Raw genomic sequence first — 25,264 nt, 5'->3', positions numbered from 1 at the left:
CTCGTTGCATGGCGGGTAGCCGTTCAGTGGCCGGCCGGACCACCCAGTGGATCCGAGGGTCGGCGACGCGGCTCGTCGTCCTCTTCATCGCCGTCGTCGAGCTCGTCGGATGGGGCCTCGGGCTTGGCCTCGGCCTCCGATGCATCTACGGTGGACACGCCACCGCCGGGGCTGCTGGGGTCTTCCCAACCCTCGGGTGGACGCGGCGGACGCCCTTCCATGATGTCCTTGAGCTGCGTGGCATCAATGGTCTCGTACTGCATCAAGGCCTCAGCCATGGCGTCGAGCTTGTCGCGATTCTCTTCGAGAATACGCTTGGCCTCTTCATAGCAGCCATCAATGATCTTGCGCACTTCCTTGTCGAGCCGGGTGGTGGTCTCGCCCGACTTGAGCTTGCCGCCCTGGCCGGGACCGCCCATGAACTGGTGCGACTCGTCCTCGTCGTACATGATCGGGCCCATCTCGTCGGACAGCCCCCACTTGGCGACCATGTTGTGGGCCAGCTCGGTGGCACGCTTGATATCGTTGGATGCACCGGTCGTAACGCCGTTGGGGCCGAGCGTCATCTCCTCGGCAATCCGGCCGCCGAACAGCGAGCAGATCTGACTGATGATCTGCTGGCGCGACAGGCTGTAGCGGTCCTGCTCGGGCAGGAACATGGTCACACCCAAGGCGCGGCCACGCGGAATGATGGTGACCTTGTAGACCGGGTCGTGCTCCGGCATCACCAAGCCGATGATGGCATGGCCCGACTCGTGATAGGCGGTGTTGAGCTTCTCCTTGTCGGTCATGACCATCGACTTGCGCTCGGCGCCCATCATGATCTTGTCCTTGGCCAGCTCCAGTTCCTCCATGCTGACCAGGCGCTTGTTACGGCGCGCCGCGAACAGCGCCGCCTCGTTCACCAGGTTAGCCAGATCGGCGCCGGAGAAACCAGGCGTGCCACGGGCAATCAGCACCGGCTTGACGTCATCGGCCAGCGGCACCTTGCGCAGGTGCACGCCCAGGATGTGCTCGCGGCCACGGATGTCGGGCAGGCCAACCACGACCTGGCGGTCGAAGCGCCCGGGGCGCAGCAGCGCCGGGTCGAGCACATCGGGACGGTTGGTGGCAGCGATGACGATAATGCCCTCGTTGGCCTCAAAGCCGTCCATCTCCACCAGCAACTGGTTGAGGGTCTGCTCACGCTCGTCGTTGCCACCGCCCATGCCGGCGCCACGCGAGCGGCCCACGGCGTCGATCTCATCGATGAAGATGATGCAGGGGGCCTGTTTCTTGGCCTGCTCGAACATGTCGCGCACCCGCGAGGCACCAACGCCAACGAACATCTCGACGAAGTCGGAACCCGAGATCGAGAAGAACGGCACCTTGGCCTCGCCGGCGATCGACTTGGCGAGCAGCGTCTTACCGGTACCCGGCGGGCCCACCATCAGCACGCCGCGCGGGATGGTGCCGCCCAGGCGCTGGAACTTGGAAGGGTCGCGCAGGAAGTCGACCAGTTCCTCGACCTCCTCCTTGGCCTCATCACAGCCCGCCACATCGGCGAAGGTGGTCTTGATCTGATCCTGGGAGAGCAGCTTGGCCTTGGACTTGCCGAAGCTCATCGGCCCCCCCTTGCCACCGGCACCGCCCTGCATCTGACGCATGAAGAACAGGAAGATGGCGAGGATGATCAGAATCGGGAAGCTGGCAATCAACAGCCGCGTCCACAGACTCTGCTCCTGGGGCTCCCGACCCACCACGGTGACATCGTTGGAGAGCAGGTCGTTGATCAGCTGCGGGTCTTCCGCCGCCGGGCGGATGGTCTGGAACTGCGACCCATCGGTTCGCTCACCACTGATGGTGTAGCCATCGATGGTCACACTACGGATCTGCTGGTTCTGCACCTGCTGGACGAACTGCGAATAGTTCATCGCCTGAGGTGAGCTATCGACGCTGAAGTTGTTGAACACCGTCAGCAGCACTGCCGCGATGACCAACCACAGAATCAGGTTCTTCGCCATATCATTCAAGGGAGTACCCTCATTGCTGAAAACGAACTGCCAAGCGGGCATAGGTCTTCGACACTACAGCAGATGCGGGCGTTCAACCACATCCATGCACATCGATCAACACTGCCATAGTTGCCGGCGGGTGTCTGTCTATTGCGGCGGTAGCCTGAGGCTATCCGCTCAACCACGAAACTGCTCCGCCAGCAGGTAGACTTCGCGGGATCGCGCCCGGGAGGCATCCGGCTTGCGGGTGACCACCTTGCTGAAGCTGCCGCGCAGCGCCTTGAGGTAGTCGTCGAATCCTTCGCCCTGGAAGACCTTGGCCACGAAGCGGCCGCCCGGTCTCAGGGTCTGCTGCGCCAAATCCAGCGCCAGCTCGACGAGGTACATCGCCTGGGGCTGGTCGATAGCAGCCATACCACTCATATTGGGGGCCATGTCGGACATCACAAGGTCCACCGGCCGACCATCCAGTGCGGCGAGAATGGCATCGAGCACGGCTTCCTCGGTGAAATCGCCCTGGATGAAGTCGACCCCGGCCAGGGCATCCATCTCGAGGATATCCGAAGCGATCACCGCACCCTCCGGGCCCACCTTCTCGGCAGCGATCTGGCTCCAGCCGCCGGGCGCGGCCCCCAGATCGATCACCGCCATGCCCGGGCGCAGCAAGGCGTCCTTGGCATCCAGCTCGAGCAACTTGTAGCTGGCCCTGGAGCGGTAACCGTCCTGCCAGCTGCGCTGCACGTATTGATCGTCGAAGTGCTCCTTCAACCAGCCCTTGCTGGTCTTGCTGGCGCCACGAGCCGTAGCCGTAGCGGGCGAGGAGGACTTGCTGGAGCGGGTAGAGCGGCCCACGGCATCACCTGGATCTGATGTCGGTTTGAAGAGAAGCGGAGGGAGGCTTTCGCACGCGCCGCTTTCGCCGTAACATGGCGGGTTCAGCGCAACTTTGGACCCTCAAGATACCATGAGCTTGTCACAGGCACAAAAGAAAGCATTCCGCAGCATCGGCCACCACCTCAACCCGGTGGTCACGGTGTCCGAGAACGGCATCTCCGAGGGCGTGATCGCCGAGCTAGAGCGTGCGCTCAACGACCACGAGCTGATCAAGATCAAGCTGGCCCTGCCCGAGCGCGACGATCGCGCCGCCATGCTCGAGGAGCTGGTGACTCAGAGCGGTGCCGTACGCATCCAGACCATCGGCAAGGTGGCCCTGCTCTACCGCCACAACCCCAAGGCCAACGCCAAGCTCTCCAACGTCAAGCGCTTCGCCGAGCATCACGGCAGACACTAGGCACTGACGCAGACCAGAGAGGGAAGTAAGGAAGGCATAAGAGAGCAGAAGCCCCCTTTACCCAACGAACGAGGCCGCCCGACCAGGCGGCCTCTTACTTCTTCGCTCTTCTAACGTCCGACTTACAGGTGCTCGACGCTAAGGATCTCGTACTCGACTTCACCCCTGGGGGTGTTAACCACCACCGAGTCGCCCTCCTCCTTGCCGATCAGCGCGCGGGCGATCGGCGAGGTCACCGAAATCCGCCCCGCCTTGATGTCGGCCTCGTCCTCGCCGACGATGCGATAGGTCACCTCATCGTCGGTATCCAGGTTGAGCAGCGCCACGGTGACGCCGAAGATGACCTTGCCGGTCTTGGGCAGCTTGGTGACATCGATCACCTGGGCGGTGGAGAGCTTGCCTTCGATCTCCTGGATGCGCCCTTCGATGAAGCCTTGCTGCTCGCGCGCGGCGTGATACTCGGCGTTCTCCTTGAGATCACCATGCTCGCGCGCCTCGGCGATGGCGTTGATCACCTTGGGCCGTTCGACGCCCTTGAGCTGTTCGAGCTCTTCACGCAGGCGCTGCTCGCCTGCGACGGTCATCGGGACCTTGTTCATTGTGGTGCTCCTGCATGCAGTTCCTGGAGCCGCCGCACGGTAATCTCATTGCCATACTCCAACGCCATACACACGGCCCTGGCGCCTGCCAGGGTCGTCGCATAGGGCACCTTACGGGCGAGAGCGGTGCGGCGGATCACCGAAGAGTCATTGATAGCCTGACGACCTTCGGTGGTATTAACGATATAGGCCACTTCGTCGTTCTTGAGCATATCGACGATATGCGGACGACCTTCGAAGACCTTGTTGACGGCCTCTACGGGAAGCCCGGCAGCCTCGAGGGCAGTGGCAGTGCCGCGGGTCGCGCAAAGGGTAAAACCCAATCCTAGCAGAGTTTTGGCCACCTCGATAACGCCGGGCTTGTCCGGCTCGCGCACCGACAGGAAGGCCTTGCGCTCGCCGGTCAGCGCCGGAATTGCCTCACCGGCGCCCAGCTGCGCCTTGTAGAAGGCCTCGGCGAAGGTGTCGCCGCTGCCCATCACTTCACCGGTCGACTTCATCTCCGGCGACAGGATCGGATCGACGCCGGGGAACTTGTTGAACGGGAACACCGCCTCCTTGACGCTGTAGAAATGCGGCACGATCTCGCGCTCGAAGCCTTGCGCAGCAAGCGAGGTACCGGCCATGCAACGCGCGGCGACCTGGGCCAGCGAGGTGCCGATGCACTTGGAGACGAAGGGCACGGTGCGCGAGGCGCGCGGATTGACCTCGATAACGTAGATCTCGCCGTCCTGCCAGGCTAGCTGGACGTTCATCAGGCCCTTGACGCCGAGCTCCACCGCCATGCGCTTGACCTGGTCGCGCATCTCGTCCTGCACCTCGGCGGGCAGCGAATAAGGGGGCAGCGCACAGGCGGAGTCGCCGGAGTGCACCCCGGCCTGCTCGATATGCTGCATGATGCCGCCAATCACCACCTGCTGGCCGTCTGAGACCGCGTCAATGTCGATCTCGATGGCCGCATTGAGGAAGTGGTCGAGCAGCACCGGCGAGTCATTGGAGACCTTGACCGCATGGGTCATGTAGTTCTCGAGCTCCGAGGCGTCGTAGACGATCTCCATGGCGCGGCCGCCGAGCACGTAGCTGGGACGCACCACCAGCGGGTAGCCGATCGCCTCGGCCTTGGCGAAGGCCTCCTCGAAGCTGCGCGCGGTGGCATTGGGCGGCTGCTTGAGGCCCAGCTTGTCGATCATCTGCTGGAAGCGCTCGCGATCTTCGGCGCGGTCGATGGCATCCGGGGTGGTACCGATGATCGGCACGCCGGCGGCCTCCAGCTCGCGGGCCAGCTTGAGCGGGGTCTGGCCGCCGAACTGCACGATCACGCCGACCGGCTGCTCTTTATCGGCGATCTCCAGCACGTCCTCCAGAGTCACCGGCTCGAAATAGAGGCGATCACTGGTGTCGTAGTCGGTGGAAACGGTCTCCGGGTTGCAGTTGACCATGATGGTCTCATAGCCGTCGTCGCGCATGGCGAAGGCGGCGTGGACGCAGCAGTAGTCGAACTCGATGCCCTGGCCGATGCGGTTGGGCCCACCGCCCAGCACCATGATCTTCTGACGGTCGGAGACCTCGGCCTCGCACTCCTCCTCGTAGGTGGAGTACATATAGGCGGTATCCGAGGCGAACTCGGCGGCACAGGTGTCCACCCGCTTGTAGACCGGACGAATGCCGGCCTTCTGGCGGGTCTTGCGGAACTCCTTCTCGGAGACGCCGAGCAGCCTGGCCAGCCGCGCATCCGAGAACCCCTTGCGCTTGAGACCGAACAGCTCACGCGGTGCCAGCTCGGAGAGCGAGCGCTTGGCGACGTCGCGCTCAGTAGTGATCAGATCCTCGAGCTGAACCAGGAACCAGCGGTCGATCTTGGTCAGGGCGAATATCTCTTCGACGCTCATCCCGGCGCGCATGGCATCGGCGATATAGAAGATACGCTCGGCGCCGGCGGCCTGCAGCTCGCCCTTGATGTGCGCCATGGCCTCGCCGGTAAACTCGGTCACCTTGGGGTCGAGACCGTCGTTGCCGGTCTCCATGCCGCGCAGTGCCTTGTGCAGCGACTCCTGGAAGGTGCGCCCGATGGCCATCACTTCACCCACCGACTTCATCTGGGTGGTCAAGCGGTCGTTGGCCTGGGGGAACTTCTCGAAGGTGAAGCGCGGAATCTTGGTGACCACGTAATCGATGGACGGCTCGAAAGACGCCGGGGTACGCCCGCCGGTGATGTCGTTCTGCAGCTCGTCCAGGGTATAGCCTACCGCCAGCTTGGCGGCGATCTTGGCGATCGGGAAGCCCGTGGCCTTGGAGGCCAGCGCCGAGGAGCGTGACACCCGCGGGTTCATCTCGATGACCACCAAGCGACCGGTCTTGGGGTCCACGCCGAACTGCACGTTGGAACCGCCGGTCTCGACGCCGATCTCGCGCAGCACCGCCAGCGAGGCGTCGCGCATGATCTGGTACTCCTTGTCGGTCAGCGTCTGGGCCGGGGCCACGGTGATGGAGTCGCCGGTGTGCACGCCCATGGGGTCGAAGTTCTCGATGGCGCAGACGATGATGCAGTTGTCGTTCTTGTCACGAACGACCTCCATCTCGTACTCCTTCCAGCCCAGCAGCGACTCGTCGATCAGCAACTCGTGGTTGTTGGAGAGTTCGAAGCCGCGGGTACAGATCTCCTCGAACTCCTCCTTGTTGTAGGCCACGCCGCCACCGGAGCCACCCATGGTGTAGGAGGGGCGAATGATGGTGGGAAAGCCCAGTTCGGCCTGGATCTCCCAGGCCTCCTGCATGGAATGCGCCACCTTGGCCTTGGGGCACTCGAGGCCGATGCGCCGCATGGCCTGGTCGAAGAGATCACGGTCTTCGGCCATGTTGATGGCGTCGGCGTTGGCGCCGATCATCTCCACGCCGTACTGGGTCAGCACGCCGTGCTTGTCGAGATCCAGCGCACAGTTCAGCGCTGTCTGGCCACCCATGGTCGGCAGGATGGCGTCGGGGCGCTCGGCCTCGATGATCTTCTCCACCGCCTGCCAGGTGATCGGCTCGATATAGGTGGCGTCGGCCATGGCCGGGTCGGTCATGATGGTGGCCGGGTTGGAGTTGACCAGAATGACCCGGTAGCCCTCCTCGCGCAGCGCCTTGCAGGCCTGGGCGCCGGAGTAGTCGAATTCGCAGGCCTGGCCGATGACGATGGGGCCTGCGCCAATGATCAGGATGCTGTTGAGGTCGGTACGCTTGGGCATGACGGTTCCCGCGGCAAATCGGTGAAAGAACGGACTCGGTGGTGAGGGTCGACGCTCAGCGGCGTGCCTTCATCATCTCAACGAAGCGATCGAACAGCGGCGACACGTCGCGCGGCCCGGGGCTCGCCTCGGGGTGGCCCTGAAAACTGAAGGCAGGCCGGTCGGTACGCTCGATCCCCTGCAGAGTGCCGTCGAACAGCGAGCGGTGCGTCGCGCGCAGTGTCGCTGGCAGGCTCGCCTCATCGGCGGCAAAACCGTGGTTCTGGCTGGTGATCATCACCTGGCCGCTGTCGAGGTCCTGCACCGGGTGGTTGGCACCGTGATGGCCGTGGCTCATCTTCAGTGTCTTGGCACCGCTGGCCAGCGCCAGCAGCTGGTGGCCGAGGCAGATGCCGAACACCGGAAGCTCAGTCTCGAGGATCTCGCCGATGGCCTTGATGGCGTAGTCGCAGGGCTCGGGGTCACCGGGGCCGTTGGCCAGGAACACGCCGTCCGGGTTCATCGCCAGCACCTCGCTGGCCGGGGTCTGGGCCGGCACCACGGTCAGCCGGCAGCCACGGGAGGCGAGTATGCGCAGGATATTGCGCTTCACCCCGTAGTCGTAGGCGACCACGTGGTAGGGCCGCTCGACCTGCGCGGTATCGGCGTAGCCCTCACCCAGCGCCCACTCGCCCTCGCTCCATTCATAGGGCGTCTGGCAGGAAACTACCTTGGCCAGGTCCATGCCCTTGAGCCCGGGGAAGGCGCGGGCGGCGGCCAGGGCACGCGCCACGGCGTCGTCACCCTCGGCCTCGGCGCCGGCCAGGATCGCGCCGTTCTGCGAGCCCTTGTCGCGCAGGATGCGGGTCAGCCGGCGGGTGTCGATGTCGGCGATGCCGAGCACGTTCTGGCCCTTGAGATAGTCGGAAAGGGTCTGCTCGGAGCGGAAGCTGCTGGCCAGCAGCGGCAGGTCGCGGATCACCAGCCCGGCGGCGGCGATGGCGTCGGACTCAACGTCCTCGGCGTTGACGCCGGTGTTGCCGATGTGCGGATAGGTGAGGGTGACGATCTGTCGGGTATAGGAGGGGTCGGTAAGAATCTCCTGATAGCCGGTCATGGCCGTATTGAACACCACCTCACCGCTGGTTTGCCCCTCGGCGCCGATCGCGGTGCCGTGGAATACGCTGCCATCTTCCAAGGCCAATATCGCGGGTCTGTTCAACGCAACTTCCTCCCATGCTCTTAAGAGACCGCCGACGAGTCACGCTCATCCGACAGATGTGTCAAGGGCGGGCGCCAGGCTGGGTCACGCGGCAGGCGAGCCGTAAAAAAGCGGGACGAAACCTGAAAGACCGGTCTCATCCCGCTTGTTGTCATTGCTCGGTGTGCCCGTGGCCGACTCAACAAGCGCTATGATGGATGCAGCATCCGGCGCCCGGCCAAAATTTTTGGAATGTTACAGGAATCTGCGACCAACGGCTAGTCTTCTCTGGCCGCATGCTGAGACCAGTTGGCGCCGCGGCCGAGGGGCGCCGTGGGCAAGCCGAAGAGGAGGTTTGCGCCATGGATGGCGCAAGGTAGCGCCCAGGGACGGGTTCACAGCGCCTCCTCGTAGGCTTGCCGACGGGTTAGCCCCGCACCCGGGACACTTGAGCACCTAAAGCCCCAGCACATCCTGCATGCCATAGCGACCGTTGTCCTGCTCGGCCAACCAGCGCGCCGCCCGCACCGCGCCCCTGGCGAAGGTCATGCGACTCGAGGCCTTGTGGGTGATCTCGATGCGCTCGCCCTCGGTGGCGAACATCACCGTATGCTCACCGACGATATCGCCGGCGCGCACGGTGGCGAAACCGATCTCCTTGGCATCCCGCGGCCCGCACTGGCCGACCCGCTCGAACACGCCATGCTCCTTGAGCGTACGGCCAAGGCTGTCAGCCACCACCTCACCCATCTTCAGCGCCGTGCCGGAGGGGGAATCGACCTTGTGGCGGTGGTGGGCCTCGATCACCTCGATATCGTACCCCTCGTCGCCCAGCGCCTTGGCGGCGGTCTCGAGCAGCTTCAGCGTCAGGTTCACCCCCACGCTCATATTGGGCGCGAAGACCATCGCCAGCTGGTCGCGGTAGCCGTCGAGCTCGGCCAGCTGCTCGTCGCTGAGGCCAGTGGTGCCGATCACGATGCGCTTGCCGTGCGCGGCGCAGAACGCCAGGTTGGCCAGCGTCACCTGCGGCGCGGTGAAATCGATCAGCACGTCGAAGTCGTCGACGATGGCATCGAGGGACGCCGCCGCGGCAACGCCGCACTTGCCAAGCCCGGCCAGCTCACCGATATCGGCACCGGCCAGCGAGCTGCCCGGCTCGACCACGCCCCCCGCCAGGGTGGCCTCGGCATCCTGCTCTACGGCGGCAACCAGGGTGCGGCCCATGCGGCCGGCAACGCCGACGATAGCGATACGGGTCATGCGGACTCCTGCAGTTCGATAAAGATAGCGCCGGAGTATAGCAAAGACGCCTAGGCAGTGGCCCGGTCGCCGCGCAGCAGCAATACCATGGCGACCACGATCAGCACGCTGCCGGGCAACCAGGCCCAGCCGATCTGCTCAGGCTGGGTGGCAAACAGCAGCAGCATCGACACGAATGGCACCAGGTAGCCATAGGCGGTTACCGCGCCCGGGGTCAGCGCCGCGGTGGCGCGCTGCATCAGCCAGAAGGTCATGGCGCTGGAGCACAGCCCCAGATAGACCACCAGCAGCAGGTCCGACCCGGTCATCCACGCCAGGCCGGCCAGCGGCTCGACCAGGCTACCGGCCACGCCGATCAGTACGCCGCCCAGCGCCAGGCTCCAGAAGGTACGCGCCGCCGCCGAGGCCGACAGCCAGTCGCGGTTGATCCCCCACTTGCTGAGCACCGGATACAGCGCCGTGGAGAGACAGCCGCCGAAGAACACCAGCTCGCCGCTGCCGAACTGCAGCCCCCCGCCGCCGTTGCGTGCCTCGGCAAACGCCAACCCCAGCGCCCCACAGGCACCCAGCGCCAGGATTAACGGCAGCCGCCAGGCCAGCCGCTCGACGCCGGCCGCCACGCCGAACGCAAACGCCAGCAGCGGCACGGTCACGTAGAGGGTCGCCATGGAAAGCGCCGTGGCACGGTGTGCCGCCCAGAACATGGCGCCGAAGAAGCCTGCCAGACACAGGCCCATCAGCGCATACAGCAGCAGGCCGCGGCGTGCTGGCCGCCAGTCGCCGGCTCGTCGCGCCAGCGGCCACAGCGCCAGCGAGGCGATGGCAAAGCGCAGGGCGGTAAGCTGCAGCGGCGGCAGCCCTTCGCTCATCACTCCTACTGCCGGGAACGACAGCCCTACCAGCAGCGCCCATAGCAGCATGCCCAGGTGGGCACGGCGAACGCTGACGACGCTCAATTTTCCCAGACAATATCGAGCGGCTCGCCGGCCATACGCTCCAGATGACTGCTCACCACCCCCTCCAGTTGGTCCAGGGTCGACTCATCGAGCGCCTCGATGGCCACCGTCAGGCGATCCGCCGTAGCGTGCATCAGGCAGGTGCCATCGGCGAACGCCACCCGGCCCTGATCCGCGTCGTGCTCGACCTCGAGCTTGTGAGCCCAGTGCTTGCAGAGCCGGTTGATCAGCTTGCTGCCGTCGGCGGTAGCAACGTCAGTACGTGAGATTGGCATGTGACCTCCGTTGGGCGTCGGGCATCAGCACCCAACGCAGGGTAAAGACACTTACAGTGCGAAGCGCGTCAGGCGGAACGGCGACATATCCACCGCCGGCGGCTCACCACACATCTGTTCAGCCAGCACGCGACCGGTGACCGGCCCCAGCGTAAAGCCCTGATGGCCGTGACCGAAGGCCAGCCACAGCCCGGCATGCCGCGGCGCACTGCCAATCACCGGCAGCATGTCGGCGACACAGGGGCGGCTGCCCATCCACGGTTCGGCGTCGCGGCGCTCGCCGAGCGGTAACAACTCGCGAGCCACACGCTCGGCGGCATCCAGCTGCGCATGGCGCGGCGGCGCCTCAAGCGTATTCAATTCGGCACCGGTGGTCAGCCGCACCCCAGCCTGCATCGGTGCCAGCAGGTAGCCGGCATCGGCGTCGCGCAGCCAGTGGTTGAGCCGGGCTCCGTCCTGCATGGCATAGTGCATATGGTATCCGCGCTTGGGAAACAGCGGCACGCGATAGCCAAGCTCGGCCAGCCAGCGCGACGACCAGGGGCCTGTGGCCAGCACCAACTCCTCGGCCTCATGCACCCCGGCGGCGGTATGCAGCCGCCAGCCGCGGGCGGTCTGCTCCAAGCGCTTCGCCTCGGCGCGCTCGACACGCCCACCAGCCGCCTCGAACGCCGCGGCATAGGCCTTGACCAGTGCCCCGGGGTCGCGCACCGTCCAGCCGTTGGTCCAGTGCACGGCCCCCAGCATGGCGTCACCCCGCAGGTGCGGCTCATGGGCCTTGAGCGCCGCGGCGTCGAGCGCCTCATGGGTGACGCCATACGCCTCGCCGATGGCCTCGGCGTTGGCGACTTGCGCATCCAGCGACGCCTGCTCACGAAAGCCGTCCAGCCAGCCCTGCTTGCATACCAGCGACTCGGCGCCGGCGGCGGCGATCAGCGCCTGGTGCTCCTCGGTGCAGCGCACCGTCAATGAGGCGTAGGCCGGCACCACCGCGGCGTGGCGCGCCGGCGTGGATTGCCGCCAGTACTGCAACAGCGGACCGGCGGCGGCCAGCAAGGCGCGGGGGCGATAACGGATATCGATCTGACGGTTGGGCAACACCCGTAGCAGGGTCGCCAGGTCGCGGGGAAAGGGGTACGGCTTGACCGCCTCGCGCTGAATGATCCCGGCGTTGCCGTAGGAGGTCTCCTCGCCCGGCCGGCGGCGATCGAGCAGCGTTACCGAACGCCCACGCCGCGCCAGGTGGTACGCAATCGAGGTGCCCACCATACCGGCACCAAGCACCAGGGTCTCGCGGGTCATGTGGTCGTCCTTGCTTACGGCCGGGGCTACAAATGCTGGATCACGGCAGCTTAGCAAGAATGCCGCGTCAAGCGCACGCGCCAGGCGATGTCGCGATATGCGACGAGACCAGCCCCAAGTGGCGTTCGCTCCTCATCGTCGCAGTGGCCATCGCACCCTGCGCCCTTCGAACGCAGCCAGGCCAGCTCCGGCGAGCACCAGGGGCAGGGCCAGCAGAAAGCCGGCCGAAGGTGCCAACCCAAAGATTGCCAGGTCGGCCAGCACGGGCCAGATCAAGGCCAGGTACTCGAAGGGGGCCAGCCGCGAGACCTCCGCATAGCGCAGCGCGAGAGTCATGCAAATATGCGCCGCACCACCGAACAGCCCGGCAAACATCAGCAGCCACAGCTGCTTCCCATCCAGGTCTGCCCAGCCTAGCGGCCAGGTAACCAGCCCCGCCAGCGCTGACATCAGGATAAAGTAGAATGCGATAGCCCCCGGCGTCTCGGTGCGCGAGATGCGCCTCACGGTCAACAGCGCGCCCGCCGTAAGCAGGGCCGCCAGCAGTGCCAGCAGATAGCCCGCCAGCGAAGCCCCATCGCCCCCCAGACTGGGCAGTACCAGCACGGCCACCCCCGCCAGTGCCAGCAGCAGGGCTGCGGTCCGCTGTAGCGTTAACCGTTCGCGCAGCAACAAGACTCCGCCGATAGCCATCAGCACCGGGGTCAACTGCGCCAGGAGCGTCGCTTCGGCAACCGGCAGCAGCGCCAGGGCGGCGAAAGAAGCAAACATCGCCGCCGCGCCCAGGCCGGAGCGCAGCAGGTGCCCACCAGGCCGGCGGGTCGCCAACCCAGCGGGGAACTCGCGCCGCCATGCCAGGAACAGCACGACCGGCAGCAGCGCAAACAGCGAACGGAAGAAAACGATCTGTCCCAAAGGCGTCGCCTCGCTGGCGGCCTTCACGCAGACCATCATCCCAGTGAAGAGCATCCCCGAGAGCAGTCTCAAGATGATGCCGGCCAGCGGCCTATCGGGGAGCTCGTCCATGAATGCCTGTGCCTGGTGCAATGAGAGGGGATCGGCAGTCACGTCACGGCACTGCCATAAGGCATTGGCAGACATCGGCGCTGCCGTCCATCACCCTAGTCTAATAAGAGCTCCCCCATTTGCCCAGCAATCGTGCCTCTCAGGCTCGACTGCCAAACCACGAGGCCCCCGGCATCCGAGGATACCGGGGGCCCGTGCTGCCAGGACGGATGCCGAGGGATTACGGCTTCATGTCCTCGAAGAACTTGCGCACGCCATCGAAGAAGCCGCTCTTCTTGGGCGAGTGGCTGTTGCTCTCACCGAGGCTGTCCTGGAACTGACGCAGCAGCTCCTTCTGGTGCTCGCTGAGCTTGACCGGCGTCTCGAGTACGACCTTGCACAGCAGGTCGCCGGCGGGGCCGCCACGCACCGGCTTGACGCCCTTGCCCTTGAGCCGGAACAGCTTGCCGGTCTGGGTCTCGGCGGGGATCTTGAGTTTGACCCGACCATCCAGGGTCGGCACTTCGAGTTCACCACCCAGGGCGGCGTCAACGAAGTTGATCGGCACCTCGCACTGCAGATGACGGCCATCGCGCTGGAAGATGCGGTGCGGCTTGATCGCCACCTGCACGTAGAGATCGCCGGGCGGGCCACCGTTGATACCGCTCTCGCCCTCGCCGTTGAGGCGAATGCGATCGCCGGTATCGACCCCCGCGGGAATCTTCACCGACAGGGTGCGGGTCTCGCGCACGCGGCCTTCGCCGTTGCACTTATGGCACGGCACCTTGATGTGCACTCCGCTGCCGTGGCAAGTGGGGCAGGTCTGCTGCACGGCGAAGAAGCCCTGCTGCATGCGCACCTGCCCCATGCCGTTACAGGTCGGGCAGGTCTCCTTGGTGGAGCCCGGCTCGGCGCCGTCGCCATCACAGCGGTCGCAATCGATATGCCGGGGCACGCGGATATCGACGCTGGTGCCGGACACTGCGTCCTCGAGATCGAGCTCGAGGTTGTAGCGCAGGTCACTGCCGCGCTGCGGCGCATTGGGGTGACGGCGGCCACCGCCGCCACCGAAGATATCGCCGAACACGTCGCCGAAGATATCGCTGAAACCGCCGGCTCCCGCGCCGCCACCGAAACCGCCGCCGCCAAAGCCACCACCCTGGCCATCGACGCCGGCATGGCCAAACTGGTCGTAGGCGGCACGCTTCTCGCTGTCGGTCAGGACCTCATAGGCCTCGGAGACCTCGCGGAATTTCTCCGCCGCGCTGTCGTCGTCCGGATTGCGGTCCGGATGAAATTTCTGGGCCAGACGCCGATAGGCCTTCTTGATCTCTTTCTGATCGGCCCCGCGCTCGACGCCGAGCACCTCGTAATAGTCACGTTTGGACATGGGTCTGTCCGCCTCCATAGCGACACTGCGGAAACACCAACGCGGGAGTCAGGCCCCCGCGCTGGCGTCATCCGAAGCTCAGATGTCGTGGTTACTGCTTTTTCTGGTCGTCGTTGACTTCTTCGTACTCGGCGTCGACCACGTCATCTTCCGGCTTAGCGCTGCCTTCCTGCTCACCGCCGGCCTCACCCTGAGCGCCTTCGGCCTGCTCGGCATACATCTTCTGGGCCAGGTTGCCGGAGGCTTCGGTGAGGGCGCTGAGCTTCTGCTCGATGGCGTCCTTGTCGTCACCCTTGACCGCCTCCTCGAGCTCGCCAATGGCGCTCTCGATGGTCTGCTTCTCCTCGTCGCTGGCCTTGTCACCGGCGTCTTCGAGGGTCTTGCGGGTGGCGTGGATCATGCCGTCGGCCTGGTTGCGAAGCGCCACCAGCTCTTCAAACTTCTTGTCCTCGTCGGCATGCGCTTCGGCATCGCGCACCATCTGCTCGACCTCTTCCTCGGACAGACCGCTGGAGGCCTTGATGACGATCGACTGCTCCTTGTTGGTGGCCTTGTCCTTGGCCGACACGTGCAGGATGCCGTTGGCGTCCAGGTCGAAGGCGACCTCGATCTGCGGCACACCACGTGGCGCCGGCGGAATATCGCTGAGATCGAAGCGGCCCAGTGACTTGTTACCACCAGACTGCTTACGCTCGCCCTGCAGCACGTGGATGGTCACGGCGGTCTGGTTGTCATCCGCGGTGGAGAAGGTCTGGGTCTTCTTGGTCGGGATGGTCGAGTTCTTCTCGATCAGCGGCGTCATCACGCCACCCAGGGTCTCGATGCCCAGGGTCAGCGGGGTAACGTCGAGCAGCAGCACGTCCTTGACGTCGCCGCCCAGCACACCACCCTGGATCGCGGCGCCCACGGCCACGGCTTCGTCCGGATTGACGTCCTTGCGGGCGTCCTTGCCGAAGAACTCGGCGACCTTCTTCTGCACCATCGGCATGCGGGTCTGACCGCCGACCAGGATCACGTCATCGATCTCAGAGGCCGACAAGCCGGCATCGGCCAGCGCGGTCTTGCACGGCCCCAGCGAGCGTTTGACCAGGTCTTCCACCAGCGACTCGAGCTTAGCACGGGTCACCTTGACGTTGAGGTGCTTGGGACCGGTGTTGTCAGCGGTGATGTAGGGCAGATTCACGTCGGTCTGCTGGGCGCTGGAGAGCTCGATCTTAGCCTTCTCGGCGGCTTCCTTGAGGCGCTGCATGGCCAGGTTGTCGCCGGACAGATCGATGCCGGAATCCGACTTGAACTGATCGACCAGATAGTTGATCAGGTGCATGTCGAAGTCTTCGCCACCCAGGAAGGTGTCGCCGTTGGTGGCCAGCACCTCGAACTGGGTCTCGCCGTCGACGTCGGCCACCTCGATGATCGAGATATCGAAGGTGCCGCCACCCAGGTCATAGACCGCGATGGTCTTGTCACCGCGCGCCTTGTCCATGCCGTAGGCCAGCGCCGCCGCGGTGGGCTCGTTGATGATACGCTTGACCTCGAGGCCGGCGATACGCCCGGCGTCCTTGGTGGCCTGACGCTGGCTGTCGTTGAAGTAGGCCGGCACGGTGATCACCGCCTCGGTCACTTCTTCGCCCAGGTAGTCCTCGGCGGTCTTCTTCATTTTCTTGAGCACTTCGGCGCTGACCTGCGGCGGGGCCAGCTTCTTGCCCTTCACCTCCACCCAGGCATCGCCGTTGTCGGCCTCGGTGATCGCGTAGGGCACCATCTTGATGTCCTTCTGCACCACGTCGTCCTTGAAGCGACGACCGATCAGACGCTTGATGGCATACAGCGTGTTCTGGGGGTTGGTAACCGCCTGGCGCTTGGCAGCCTGGCCGACCAGCGTCTCGCCATCATCGGTGTAGGCGATGATGGACGGCGTGGTGCGGCCACCTTCGGCGTTCTCGATGACTTTGGCGCTGTCGCCGTCGAGAACGGCGACACAGGAGTTGGTTGTCCCCAGGTCAATACCGATGATGCGTCCCATAGGAAATCCTCGAAAGTTGTCTCTTGATTCGTACATCGCGGCCTTCGCCGCGGGGTTATCGTCTATCTGGGGGCCGCCTGACGCTTTTCAAGACCCTTGCCCCCAATCGCCTGGCCGCGAGGTCAGCTGGCCGCCTGGCTGACCACCACCATGGCCGGCCGTACCAGGCGCCCGTTGAGCAGGTACCCCTTCTGCATCACCTCCATCACGGTGTTGGGGTCGAGCTCAGGGTTGGGCACCATCGCCATGGCCTCGTGATACTGCGGGTCGAACGGTTCGCCGTGGGGCTCCACCGACTCGACGCCGAACTTGCCGAGCACATCGAGCTGCAGCTTGAGGGTCATCGACACGCCCTCGCGGTGAGCCTCGCTGGCGCCATCCTCCATGGCCTCCAGCGCCTTCTCCAGGCTGTCGATCACCGGCAGCAGCTCCTTGACGAATTTCTCCAGCGCGAACTTGCGCGCCTTGTCGGCTTCCTGCTCGGCGCGGCGACGCACGTTCTGGGCCTCGGCGGCGGCGCGCAGTGCCTGGTCCTTGGCTTCCGCGGTGCTCTGCTCGAGCTCCTCGATGCGCGCATTCAGCGCGTCGACATCGGCATCACCGGCCACCGGCTCTTCAGTCGACTCATCCTCGTCGGCAGCGGCTTCGATGGCCTCTTCGAGATCGCCATCCAGCGGCGTCTTCTGCGGCTCGGCGTCCTCCTCGGCACGCTCCAGCTCTTCGTCCAGCGGCGTCTGCGGTTGTTTGGCCATGAGTGTCTCCTGACATCGAAAGGCGGCACGCGGCCGCCTGAACATTTCACGACATGCAGTATCTGCAAGATTGAGTACAACGAATTGCAGCCTATATGGGGATGCCGACGACAATCTCAAGGCATTCGCGACTACGGCAACGTCGCGAGCATTGTCGTCCTCTATCGACTACTGTATAAACGCACAGAGGGCGATAACGACTACAAGGAGATAGGCAGCCATGCTGGTACAGCTCGCGATTCGTGATTACGCCATCGTCGATAGCCTCGACCTGGAACTTCATGGCGGCATGACCGCTATCACCGGCGAAACCGGGGCCGGCAAGTCGATCCTGCTCGGCGCCCTGGGGCTGTGCCTTGGCGAGCGCGCCGACGCCGGCAGCGTGCGCCACGGTGCCGAACGTGCCGACCTCTCGGCGCGCTTCGATATCGCCGCCCTGCCCGAGGCCCGTGAGTGGCTAGAGAATCGCGAACTGCCCGGCGACGACTGCCTGCTACGCCGGGTGATCACCGCCGCCGGGCGCTCCAAGGCGTGGATCAACGGCCAGCCGGCGACTATCGCCGACCTCAAGGCGCTAGGCGAGCACTTGATCGAGATCCACGGCCAGCACGCCCACCAGGCGCTGCTACGCGAGGACACCCACCTGCGGCTGCTCGACGACTACGCCGGCCAGCGCGATGCCGTGACCACTCTGGGCGAGACCCATCGCCGCTGGCAGCAGGCGCGACGACGCCTCAAGCGGCTGGCCGACGATGGCGACGAATTGGCGGCGCGCCGCCAGCTGCTGCGCTATCAGGTCGAGGAGCTCGACCAACTGGCGTTGAGCGACGGAGAACTCGACGCTCTGGAGGAGGAACAGACGCGCCTCGCCCACGCCGAGGAGACCCTGCGCGAGGCGCAGGCCGCCGCCGATTGCTGCGACCACGACGAGGGCGGCGCCCAGTCACTGTTGGCACAGGCAGTGAGCCGTCTCGGCGCGCTGCCCGGCAGCGACCGCGGCAGCCTCGCCGAGGCCCTCGGCATGCTCGAGGAGGCACGTATCCAGGTCGAAGAAGCCGGCCGCGAACTACAGCGCTTCATCGACACCACCGAGCTCGACCCAGCGCGCCTGGCCGAGGTCGAGGAGCGGCTCAGCGCGGTGCACCGCATCGCCCGCAAGCATCACGTGCTGCCGGACGAGCTGGTCGCGCTGCACCATCGCCTGCACGGCGAGCTGGCCGAACTCGACGGCGGCGAGCACGATCTCGAGGCACTCCGCCAGGAGGTCGAGCAGCTGCGCGACAGCTGGCGCCAGCAGGCCAGAACGATCAGCGAGGCTCGCCAGCGGGCGGCTACGCGCTTCGCCGAGGAGGTACAGTCGCAGTTGGGTTTTCTGGCCATGGGCAAGGCCAGCTTCGCGGTACAGGTCGAGGCCCGCGAGACGCCGGCCGCAGACGGCATGGACACGGTTCGCTTCTTGATCAGTGCCAACCCGGGGCAGCCTCCACGCCCGCTGACCAAGGTCGCCTCAGGCGGCGAGTTGTCGCGCATCAGCCTGGCCATCCAGGTGGTGGCGGCCAGCCACTCGACCATACCCAGCCTGGTATTCGACGAGGTTGACGTGGGCATCTCCGGCGCGACGGCCGAGATCGTCGGCCAGTTGCTCAAGCGCCTCGGCGAGGGTGGCCAGGTGATGACCGTGACCCACCTGCCCCAGGTTGCCGCCCAGGCCCATCAGCACCTGCATATCGAGAAGCAGGCCGAGGCCGATACCACCCTTACCCAGATGGTGCTGCTCGACGGCGCCGGCCGGGTTCGCGAGCTGGCGCGCATGCTCGGCGGGGTCAAGCTATCCGAACGCACCCTGGCCCACGCCCGCGAGATGCTCGACGCCAGTCAGCGCGCCCATCACTAGCCCGCAGCTGGCAGCTCTCCTAACGCACTCGGCCCCGATCATTGATCGGGGCCGAGTCGCAGAGGGTGCAAGCGTGACGCTTATTTTTTCTGAATGCCTTCCTGACGGGTCGCCTTGGAGCCCTTGGGCCGCACGTAGAGTACCAGGGCATGGTCTACCAGCTCGAAACCGTGCTCCTCGGCGATCTCCTGCTGACGCCGCTCGATGGTCTCATCGAAGAACTCGATGATCTCACCGCTCTCCAGACACACCATATGATCGTGATGCTCGTCTTGAGAGAGCTCGAATAGCGCGTGGCCACCATCAAAATTATGACGGATCACCAGACCGGCGGATTCGAACTGGGTCAGGACGCGGTAGACAGTGGCCAAGCCAACGTCTTCGCCGGCCTCGAGTAGCGCCTTGTAGACATCTTCGGCACTCAAATGGTGCTGACCCGGGGCATTCTCCAGGATCTGCAGGATCTTGACGCGGGGCAGGGTCACCTTCAGACCCGCCTTGCGTAGTTCATGGTTTTGATCGGCCATGGTTGCTCTTCGCAGTAACGTGTAGGGTCGGGTATGATCGACCGACTCAACGATAGTGAAGAACAGGCTCAAATGCAAAAGCTGATCAAAACCGTCACCCTTTCCGTTGCCCTCACCACGCTGGTCAGCGGCTGCAGCTACTTAGGCGTCTATAAGCGCGACCTGGCCCAGGGCAACCTGGTGACCCACGACATGGTCAGCCAGCTGCAGCCGGGCATGAGCCGCGACCAAGTTCGCGGTGTGATGGGAACGCCCCTGCTCGAGGGGCCGTTCGATGCCAGCCAGTGGGACTACCTATTCCGCCTCGACGAAGCCTACGGCGGCGTGGATCAGCGCCGCGTCACCCTGACCTTCGACGGTGACCGGCTGGTGGATATCAATCGCGACGGCGACCTGTCCCGCGACATCGACCTGATGCCCGAGGATGGGCCCGGCCCGGCCCCGGAAGGCGTTGGCCCGGATGACGGCATGGCTCCACAAGGTCCGCAGCCCGAGCCTCAGCAGGGCGGCGGCACTGCGCCGGCCGGCGGTGCCCCCGCCGAGCGCGCTCCGGAACCCAGCCAGCCCGAGCCCAGCGAGCAAGAGCCGATTCAGCAGGATCCGTCGCTCTAAGCGCTGCGCAACGAACGACTAGCACTCAGCGCGTCTTGCCCTGCAAGGCACGCTGTTTGCGCGCCTGCTTGGGGTCGATTTGCAGCGGGCGGTAGACCTCGACCCGGTCACCCGCGTTGAGCGGCTGGTCATCGCGCTTGAGCGCCACGCCAAAAACACCCAGCGGCGCGTCACGGAAGAAGGCCTCTCCCTGCTCGGGAAAGTCCTCTACTAGCCCCGCCTGCCATACGGCCTGGCGCGCCGTAGTGCCCGCGGGCACCGTCAGCGCCACCAGCCTCTGCCGATCAGGCAGCGCAAACGCCACCTCTACCTCTATCGAATCGACCATCAGCATACCACCTGGCACGCCAACGAGTGCCACTCAGCGACCATAGAGATCATCCGCTCGGCGAGTAAACGACTCCACCAGTTGGCCAGCGACCTGCTGGAACAGCTTGCCGAAGGCCATCCCCAGCAACCGGTTGGCGAACTCGAATTCCATCTCCAGGCTCACCTTGCAGGCATCCTCGCCCATCGGCGTGAACAGCCAGCGGCCGCGCAGGCGCTTGAAAGGCCCCTTCACCAGCGACAGCTCGATGCGCTCCGGCTCAACCAGATCGTTGCGGGTCATGATGCTGTGCTCGATACCTGCCCTACCCAGGGTCATCTCGCCGATCAGGTGCTCGTCGTCGCGCTCAACCAGGCGTGCCCGCCGGCAGCCCGGCAAGAACTCCGGATAGCGCTCGAAATCGTTGACCAGGTCGAACATCGCCTGGGGGGAGTGCCGCACCAGGGCGGACCGATTGACCGTAGGCATTTACCTCTCCGCTGACTTTGCTGGGCCGTACGCGTATCATGGTCGGATATTTCGTCAAGCCTTGAATCTTATCACGCTTCCCCCCATCTCGAACGGGGCTGCCAAGGCATATCGACACACGAGGTTCCATGGCCAACAAGAAAGGCAAGGGCAAAGGCCCGTTCAGTTCCGTCATCGCCCAGAACAAGAAGGCCCGCTTCGAGTACCACATCGATGAGACCTTCGAAGCGGGCCTCGCGCTGGCTGGGTGGGAGGTCAAGAGCCTGCGTGCCGGCAAGGCTCAGCTCACCGACACCTATATCTTGATCAAGAACGGCGAGGCCTGGCTGCTGGGCAGTCACATCACCCCGCTCAATACCGCCAGCACCCATGAGATCGCCGACCCGACGCGCACCCGCAAGCTGCTGCTGCATCGCAAGGAGATCGCCAAGATCTTCTCGCGCACCCAGGACAAGGGGCACACCTGCGTACCGCTCAAGCTGTACTGGAAGAAGAATCTGATCAAGTGCGAGCTGGCACTGGTGACCGGCAAGAAGCAGCATGACAAGCGCGCTACCGAGAAGGAGCGCGACTGGAACCGCCAGAAAGCGCGGATCATGCGCGAGCATTGAGCGGCGCACGCTTGAACTGGCGTCGCGCCGCCCCCACCTGATATGATGAAAGGGTTCCACGGGGGCGACATGGCTTCGACGCCGGTGACAACCTCCTAGGTGCATGCCGAGAGCGTGATGTATCTCGTAAATCCAACATCACGATTAAATAGTCGCAAACGACGACAACTACGCTCAGGGCGCGCTGGCAGCTTAAACGCTGTTAGCTTCTAGTCCGGCCCCAAAGTGATGTGCCCATTCATCACGGCGGGGATATGAGCGCAAACTGATGGGATCGCGGTTGGTGGTGTCCTCTCATCAATCGCTAAACCTTAGAGGAATCGCGTAGCTGGATCCTGCCCGTCGGAGCCAGTAGCGTTAAATCAAAAGACGGACCTAAGCATGTAGAGCCGAAGAGCGAGTGCCGGCGGACGCGGGTTCAATTCCCGCCGCCTCCACCAATTAAGCATACGAATCAAGCACCTACGGGTGCTTTTTTCGTTTCTGCCCCTCGACTAACCGTTGACCGAAGAGATCAAGGCATCTAGCAAGATGCGCATGGCAATGATAAACAGCAGCGCCATGATGACCTTGTCAAAGACGTCCCGGTCCAGATAATTCCCCAGCCGCCCGCCCAGCGGCATGGCCAGCCAGATCACCAGGAATGCCGCCACGCTGGCCATGGCGAGCGGCCATGTGACGAGCCCCACGGAGAGCAGTGCTGGAAGCTGGACCACTGTGATGGCCGCAAAGAAGGTCGAAATCGAGCCAATGAAGACCCGGCGCTCCAGGCGCATGAAGTTGAGAAACGCCACCGACACCGGCGCCGACATCCCCACCGCGCCTTGCAGCACGCCTCCGCATAGCCCAGCAGGGATGACCAGCCTATTGGCTAACGCACGCCCCAATTCGGCATCGCGGCGCAGCACGCGCACCCCCAGGTAGGCCAGCATGGTCACGGCGACAGTGATCGACAGTAGCTTCTCGTTGATACTCACCAGCGCCCAGGTGCCCAGCAGCACGCCCACTCCACCCGATGCGGCAAACCCCGCCAGGAAGCGCAGCGGCAGCAGATGACGGCGGTAGCGCCAGACTTGCAGCATATTGCTCAGCAGGTTGGGCACCAGCAAGACGACAATGGCGGTCTGGATATCGTAGAGCACCGTGAAGATAGGCACGACGATCAGAGGCACGCCAGAACCAATCGCGCCTTTGACGAACCCCGCCAGTACCAGCGTCAAGATTGACAGCAGTATCAGCATCGGGACAAGGGGCTTTCGAGCCTCATCTCCAGAATCGATGCTGTAAACCGTCTACCCAATGACTTACTAGCCAGCCACCACGCGCGTATGCAGCTCACCAACACCTTCTATGCCTCCCTGCAAGATATCCCCAATCGATACAGAACCAACGCCAGAGGGCGTTCCCGTCATGATGAGGTCGCCAGCACGCAAGCGGAACAATCGAGATAGCTGGGAGATGACTTCCGGCACTTTCCAGATCATCTGATCAAGATTGCCCTGCTGACGCAGCTCACCGTTGATATTTAACCAGATTGCCCCCGAGTCGGGATGGCCGATCTTTGCGGCTGGCGCTAGAGTGCCACAAGGAGCAGCACCCTCGAAGCTTTTCGCGGTATCCCATGGACGCCCCATTTTCTTCATCTCGGCTTGAATATCCCGTCGTGTCATATCGAGACCAACGGCATATCCATACACATGCGCTAGAGCCTGATCAACGGGAATATCCTCACCACCCTTGGCCAAGGCTACCACTAGCTCAACTTCATGGTGAACGTCTTGAGTGGCTGGAGGATAGACAAAGTCTCCGCTATCCGTAATCAGCGTCGTGCTGCTCTTTTGGAAGAAGAAGGGCGGCTCCTTATTTGGGTCATGCCCCATTTCTACCGCATGAGCGGCAAAGTTACGACCAACACAATAGATACGATGGACAGGAAAGCGCTGTTCACCACCCAAGACGGGCAAAGTGGCCATCTCAGGGGCTGGTATTACCAGGGAGTCCGAGCTCATGACAGGTCCTCAAGTTGTAGTGGCATTATCAACGACGGATTTCAATTAGCACCTCGAGTCTGTAGGCCGTGGTAACCGTGCTGAGAGCGCGCTTCACCAAGAGCCATCCCACTGCGAATATCTTTCAGAATCTTATCCTCGGTGTGCTCAATACCCTCTGCGGTAGCCAATACGTCTTCATGATGCCCAAGCGGAATCACTACAACGCCATTACCATCTGCGCAAATGAGGTCGCCAGGCTCGACCCGCACCGTACCAAGGCAAACTGGCACATTGACGGCCTGAAGCATTACTCGATCCTTGCCGGTCCGCATGTGGCCCTGCCTTGACCAGATTGGGTAGCTCAACGCCAAGCTCTCCTGAAGATCACGATTGACGCCATCCACTACTGTACCTTCGACACCGTTGCGCTTGGCGACTTCGGTCATTATGTTGCCCCATACGGTACAGTCGGTACGTCCGCGATTATCGATCACCACAACATCGCCCACGCCAAGATCATCCAGAAAATCCCCCACAGTGCCCCCTTCCGCGCTGACAGGCATGTACGCCAGGGTAAAAGCCTGACCAGCTATGCATGCCTCTGGCAGAAGTGGGCGAAGCCCTTCAACGGCTCCGGGGAGGCCGTGCTTGTCTAGCGCATCGCTCAGGCTCGAGGTGGACAGTGAGCGGCAGCGCTCTAGCGTCTGGGCATCTAATCGTTGAGTCGTCATCACAAGCGTCTCCTGGCGTTTAACGTGGGACAGCCGAATTATTGGTTGTATTGGTCTAATTGGTTATCATGCTCCGCGTCACGCCCGACGGGCTTGGTCAGCGCCAGCGGAGAGTGGGGAGTCAGCAACTGCCGTTCGACGCTCAGCAAGTGCTCAAGCATACGCGCTGACGCTGAGGCGGCGTCACGCTCAGCGATAGCATCAATGATGTACTCGTGCTCGTTGAACGAATGGTGATCAGGCAACGGACGCACGGTGTCGGTACGCCGGCGGCACCACACCATGGTTCGCCTAACGCTTAGTAGCATGTCAAACATCGAAGACGTAATCAGATTCTGTGTCGAATCAGCTATCAACTTGTGAAACTGATTGTCGCAGGCTTCATATTCTCGCCACGTCTTCGCTTCTCGGCTCTGCCTAGCCACCTCTCGCATCGCCTCGATGTCCCTCGGCGTCGCTTGTAGCGCGGCTTCAGCAGCCAGTGCTGGCTCAAAGGTCATGCGCGCTCGAACTACATCAGAGGGGCTACAGTGATGGACAAGGTGCGTGGGATCGAGCGACTTGAGAGGCGATCGATCACCCACAAAGGTCCCCTTACCGACATGTCGCCATACCAACCCCTCCTTTTCGAGTATGGCCAGCGCCTTGCGAACCTCACCCCGGGTAACACCCACTTGCTGCGCCAGCTCGCGCTCTGGGGGCAACCGGTCGTTGGGCCGCTTGCCGCTTTGCGACAGATAGGCACGCAGCTGAACCAGTGTTGCGTGATGCTCTTCCATAACCTCCCCCCTGAGTAACCCTCTATGATGTTAGGTCGCCCGAAAAAATTGGGCAACCATTTCTTGACC

The 25,264-nt window shown here is 63.8% G+C and carries 24 protein-coding genes and 1 other RNA gene; 5 read left to right on the top strand and 20 right to left on the bottom strand.

What is annotated here, in order from left to right:
* Positions 1 to 23: 23 nt before the first annotated feature.
* A complete protein-coding gene (ftsH, locus tag BLT16_RS16335) occupies positions 24 to 2,012 on the bottom strand; it encodes an ATP-dependent zinc metalloprotease FtsH (RefSeq protein WP_089659574.1) in 1,989 nt (662 codons plus the stop codon).
* A gap of 159 nt (positions 2,013 to 2,171) precedes the next feature.
* Complete coding sequence (gene rlmE, locus BLT16_RS16330; RefSeq protein ID WP_089659573.1) at positions 2,172 to 2,846, bottom strand: 23S rRNA (uridine(2552)-2'-O)-methyltransferase RlmE; 675 nt, start codon at positions 2,844 to 2,846, stop codon at positions 2,172 to 2,174.
* Positions 2,847 to 2,958: 112 nt separating this feature from the next.
* On the opposite strand from rlmE, the gene yhbY reads away from it, so the two are divergent.
* Positions 2,959 to 3,285 carry a ribosome assembly RNA-binding protein YhbY gene (gene yhbY / locus BLT16_RS16325; RefSeq protein WP_089659572.1) on the top strand — a complete coding sequence of 109 codons (327 nt, stop codon included), beginning with the start codon at positions 2,959 to 2,961 and terminating at the stop codon, positions 3,283 to 3,285.
* Between the two features lie 122 nt (positions 3,286 to 3,407).
* Here yhbY and greA read toward each other — a convergent pair whose 3' ends face one another.
* The 11 genes from greA to grpE form a co-directional block, all read right to left on the bottom strand.
* The gene (gene greA / locus BLT16_RS16320; protein ID WP_089659571.1) at positions 3,408 to 3,884 is read right to left on the bottom strand and encodes a transcription elongation factor GreA; all 477 of its coding nucleotides are present in this window, start codon (positions 3,882 to 3,884) and stop codon (positions 3,408 to 3,410) included.
* Positions 3,881 to 7,111 carry a carbamoyl-phosphate synthase large subunit gene (gene carB, locus BLT16_RS16315; protein ID WP_089659570.1) on the bottom strand — a complete coding sequence of 1,077 codons (3,231 nt, stop codon included), beginning with the start codon at positions 7,109 to 7,111 and terminating at the stop codon, positions 3,881 to 3,883. Before carB ends, greA begins: the two co-directional genes overlap by 4 nt.
* Before the next feature lie 55 nt (positions 7,112 to 7,166).
* Positions 7,167 to 8,312 (bottom strand): glutamine-hydrolyzing carbamoyl-phosphate synthase small subunit, encoded by a 1,146-nt coding sequence (carA, locus tag BLT16_RS16310; RefSeq protein ID WP_089659569.1) that lies wholly within the window; start codon positions 8,310 to 8,312, stop codon positions 7,167 to 7,169.
* A gap of 435 nt (positions 8,313 to 8,747) precedes the next feature.
* The gene (gene dapB / locus BLT16_RS16305) at positions 8,748 to 9,551 is read right to left on the bottom strand and encodes a 4-hydroxy-tetrahydrodipicolinate reductase (RefSeq protein ID WP_089659568.1); all 804 of its coding nucleotides are present in this window, start codon (positions 9,549 to 9,551) and stop codon (positions 8,748 to 8,750) included.
* 50 nt (positions 9,552 to 9,601) lie between these two features.
* On the bottom strand, positions 9,602 to 10,507 hold the full coding sequence (locus tag BLT16_RS16300) for a DMT family transporter (protein ID WP_245701721.1): 906 nt from the start codon (positions 10,505 to 10,507) through the stop codon (positions 9,602 to 9,604).
* Positions 10,504 to 10,782 (bottom strand): DUF2218 domain-containing protein, encoded by a 279-nt coding sequence (locus tag BLT16_RS16295; RefSeq protein WP_089659566.1) that lies wholly within the window; start codon positions 10,780 to 10,782, stop codon positions 10,504 to 10,506. Before BLT16_RS16295 ends, BLT16_RS16300 begins: the two co-directional genes overlap by 4 nt.
* Before the next feature lie 51 nt (positions 10,783 to 10,833).
* Positions 10,834 to 12,084, bottom strand: a complete 1,251-nt coding sequence (locus BLT16_RS16290) for an NAD(P)/FAD-dependent oxidoreductase (protein ID WP_089659565.1) — start codon at positions 12,082 to 12,084, stop codon at positions 10,834 to 10,836.
* A gap of 132 nt (positions 12,085 to 12,216) precedes the next feature.
* Positions 12,217 to 13,110: a DMT family transporter gene (locus tag BLT16_RS16285; protein WP_089659615.1), complete on the bottom strand. Its 894-nt coding sequence runs from the start codon at positions 13,108 to 13,110 to the stop codon at positions 12,217 to 12,219.
* A 220-nt stretch (positions 13,111 to 13,330) separates the two neighbouring features.
* Positions 13,331 to 14,479 (bottom strand): molecular chaperone DnaJ, encoded by a 1,149-nt coding sequence (gene dnaJ / locus BLT16_RS16280; protein ID WP_089659564.1) that lies wholly within the window; start codon positions 14,477 to 14,479, stop codon positions 13,331 to 13,333.
* A 91-nt stretch (positions 14,480 to 14,570) separates the two neighbouring features.
* Positions 14,571 to 16,502, bottom strand: coding sequence for a molecular chaperone DnaK (gene dnaK, locus BLT16_RS16275; RefSeq protein ID WP_089659563.1), 1,932 nt, complete (start codon positions 16,500 to 16,502; stop codon positions 14,571 to 14,573).
* A gap of 122 nt (positions 16,503 to 16,624) precedes the next feature.
* A complete protein-coding gene (grpE, locus tag BLT16_RS16270) occupies positions 16,625 to 17,254 on the bottom strand; it encodes a nucleotide exchange factor GrpE (protein ID WP_089659562.1) in 630 nt (209 codons plus the stop codon).
* Positions 17,255 to 17,474: 220 nt separating this feature from the next.
* Between grpE and recN the strand changes: the two genes are divergently transcribed.
* Positions 17,475 to 19,148 carry a DNA repair protein RecN gene (gene recN, locus BLT16_RS16265; protein ID WP_089659561.1) on the top strand — a complete coding sequence of 558 codons (1,674 nt, stop codon included), beginning with the start codon at positions 17,475 to 17,477 and terminating at the stop codon, positions 19,146 to 19,148.
* An 80-nt stretch (positions 19,149 to 19,228) separates the two neighbouring features.
* Here the strand turns inward: recN and fur are convergent, their stop codons facing one another.
* Complete coding sequence (gene fur, locus BLT16_RS16260) at positions 19,229 to 19,675, bottom strand: ferric iron uptake transcriptional regulator (RefSeq protein WP_076746082.1); 447 nt, start codon at positions 19,673 to 19,675, stop codon at positions 19,229 to 19,231.
* A gap of 72 nt (positions 19,676 to 19,747) precedes the next feature.
* Between fur and BLT16_RS16255 the strand changes: the two genes are divergently transcribed.
* Positions 19,748 to 20,287: an outer membrane protein assembly factor BamE gene (locus BLT16_RS16255; RefSeq protein ID WP_089659614.1), complete on the top strand. Its 540-nt coding sequence runs from the start codon at positions 19,748 to 19,750 to the stop codon at positions 20,285 to 20,287.
* 25 nt (positions 20,288 to 20,312) lie between these two features.
* Here BLT16_RS16255 and BLT16_RS16250 read toward each other — a convergent pair whose 3' ends face one another.
* Positions 20,313 to 20,615 carry an RnfH family protein gene (locus BLT16_RS16250; RefSeq protein ID WP_422717933.1) on the bottom strand — a complete coding sequence of 101 codons (303 nt, stop codon included), beginning with the start codon at positions 20,613 to 20,615 and terminating at the stop codon, positions 20,313 to 20,315.
* Between the two features lie 33 nt (positions 20,616 to 20,648).
* A complete protein-coding gene (locus BLT16_RS16245; protein WP_089659560.1) occupies positions 20,649 to 21,083 on the bottom strand; it encodes a type II toxin-antitoxin system RatA family toxin in 435 nt (144 codons plus the stop codon).
* A gap of 128 nt (positions 21,084 to 21,211) precedes the next feature.
* Between BLT16_RS16245 and smpB the strand changes: the two genes are divergently transcribed.
* The gene (smpB, locus tag BLT16_RS16240; RefSeq protein ID WP_089659559.1) at positions 21,212 to 21,694 is read left to right on the top strand and encodes an SsrA-binding protein SmpB; all 483 of its coding nucleotides are present in this window, start codon (positions 21,212 to 21,214) and stop codon (positions 21,692 to 21,694) included.
* Between the two features lie 60 nt (positions 21,695 to 21,754).
* Positions 21,755 to 22,134: a transfer-messenger RNA gene (gene ssrA / locus BLT16_RS16235) on the top strand.
* 54 nt (positions 22,135 to 22,188) lie between these two features.
* On the opposite strand, the gene BLT16_RS16230 is transcribed toward ssrA, so the two are convergent.
* The 4 genes from BLT16_RS16230 to BLT16_RS16215 form a co-directional block, all read right to left on the bottom strand.
* Positions 22,189 to 22,935, bottom strand: coding sequence for a sulfite exporter TauE/SafE family protein (locus BLT16_RS16230; RefSeq protein WP_245701719.1), 747 nt, complete (start codon positions 22,933 to 22,935; stop codon positions 22,189 to 22,191).
* Between the two features lie 66 nt (positions 22,936 to 23,001).
* A complete protein-coding gene (locus BLT16_RS16225; RefSeq protein ID WP_089659558.1) occupies positions 23,002 to 23,703 on the bottom strand; it encodes a fumarylacetoacetate hydrolase family protein in 702 nt (233 codons plus the stop codon).
* A gap of 41 nt (positions 23,704 to 23,744) precedes the next feature.
* Positions 23,745 to 24,416 carry an RraA family protein gene (locus BLT16_RS16220; protein WP_089659557.1) on the bottom strand — a complete coding sequence of 224 codons (672 nt, stop codon included), beginning with the start codon at positions 24,414 to 24,416 and terminating at the stop codon, positions 23,745 to 23,747.
* Between the two features lie 38 nt (positions 24,417 to 24,454).
* A complete protein-coding gene (locus tag BLT16_RS16215; protein ID WP_089659556.1) occupies positions 24,455 to 25,195 on the bottom strand; it encodes a FadR/GntR family transcriptional regulator in 741 nt (246 codons plus the stop codon).
* Between the last annotated feature and the right edge of the window lie 69 nt (positions 25,196 to 25,264).

This window comes from Franzmannia pantelleriensis (assembly GCF_900102875.1).
GTDB lineage: Bacteria > Pseudomonadota > Gammaproteobacteria > Pseudomonadales > Halomonadaceae > Franzmannia > Franzmannia pantelleriensis.
The sequence above is the reverse complement of the archived record's forward strand: the minus strand, read 5'-3'. Positions and strand labels throughout refer to the sequence as shown.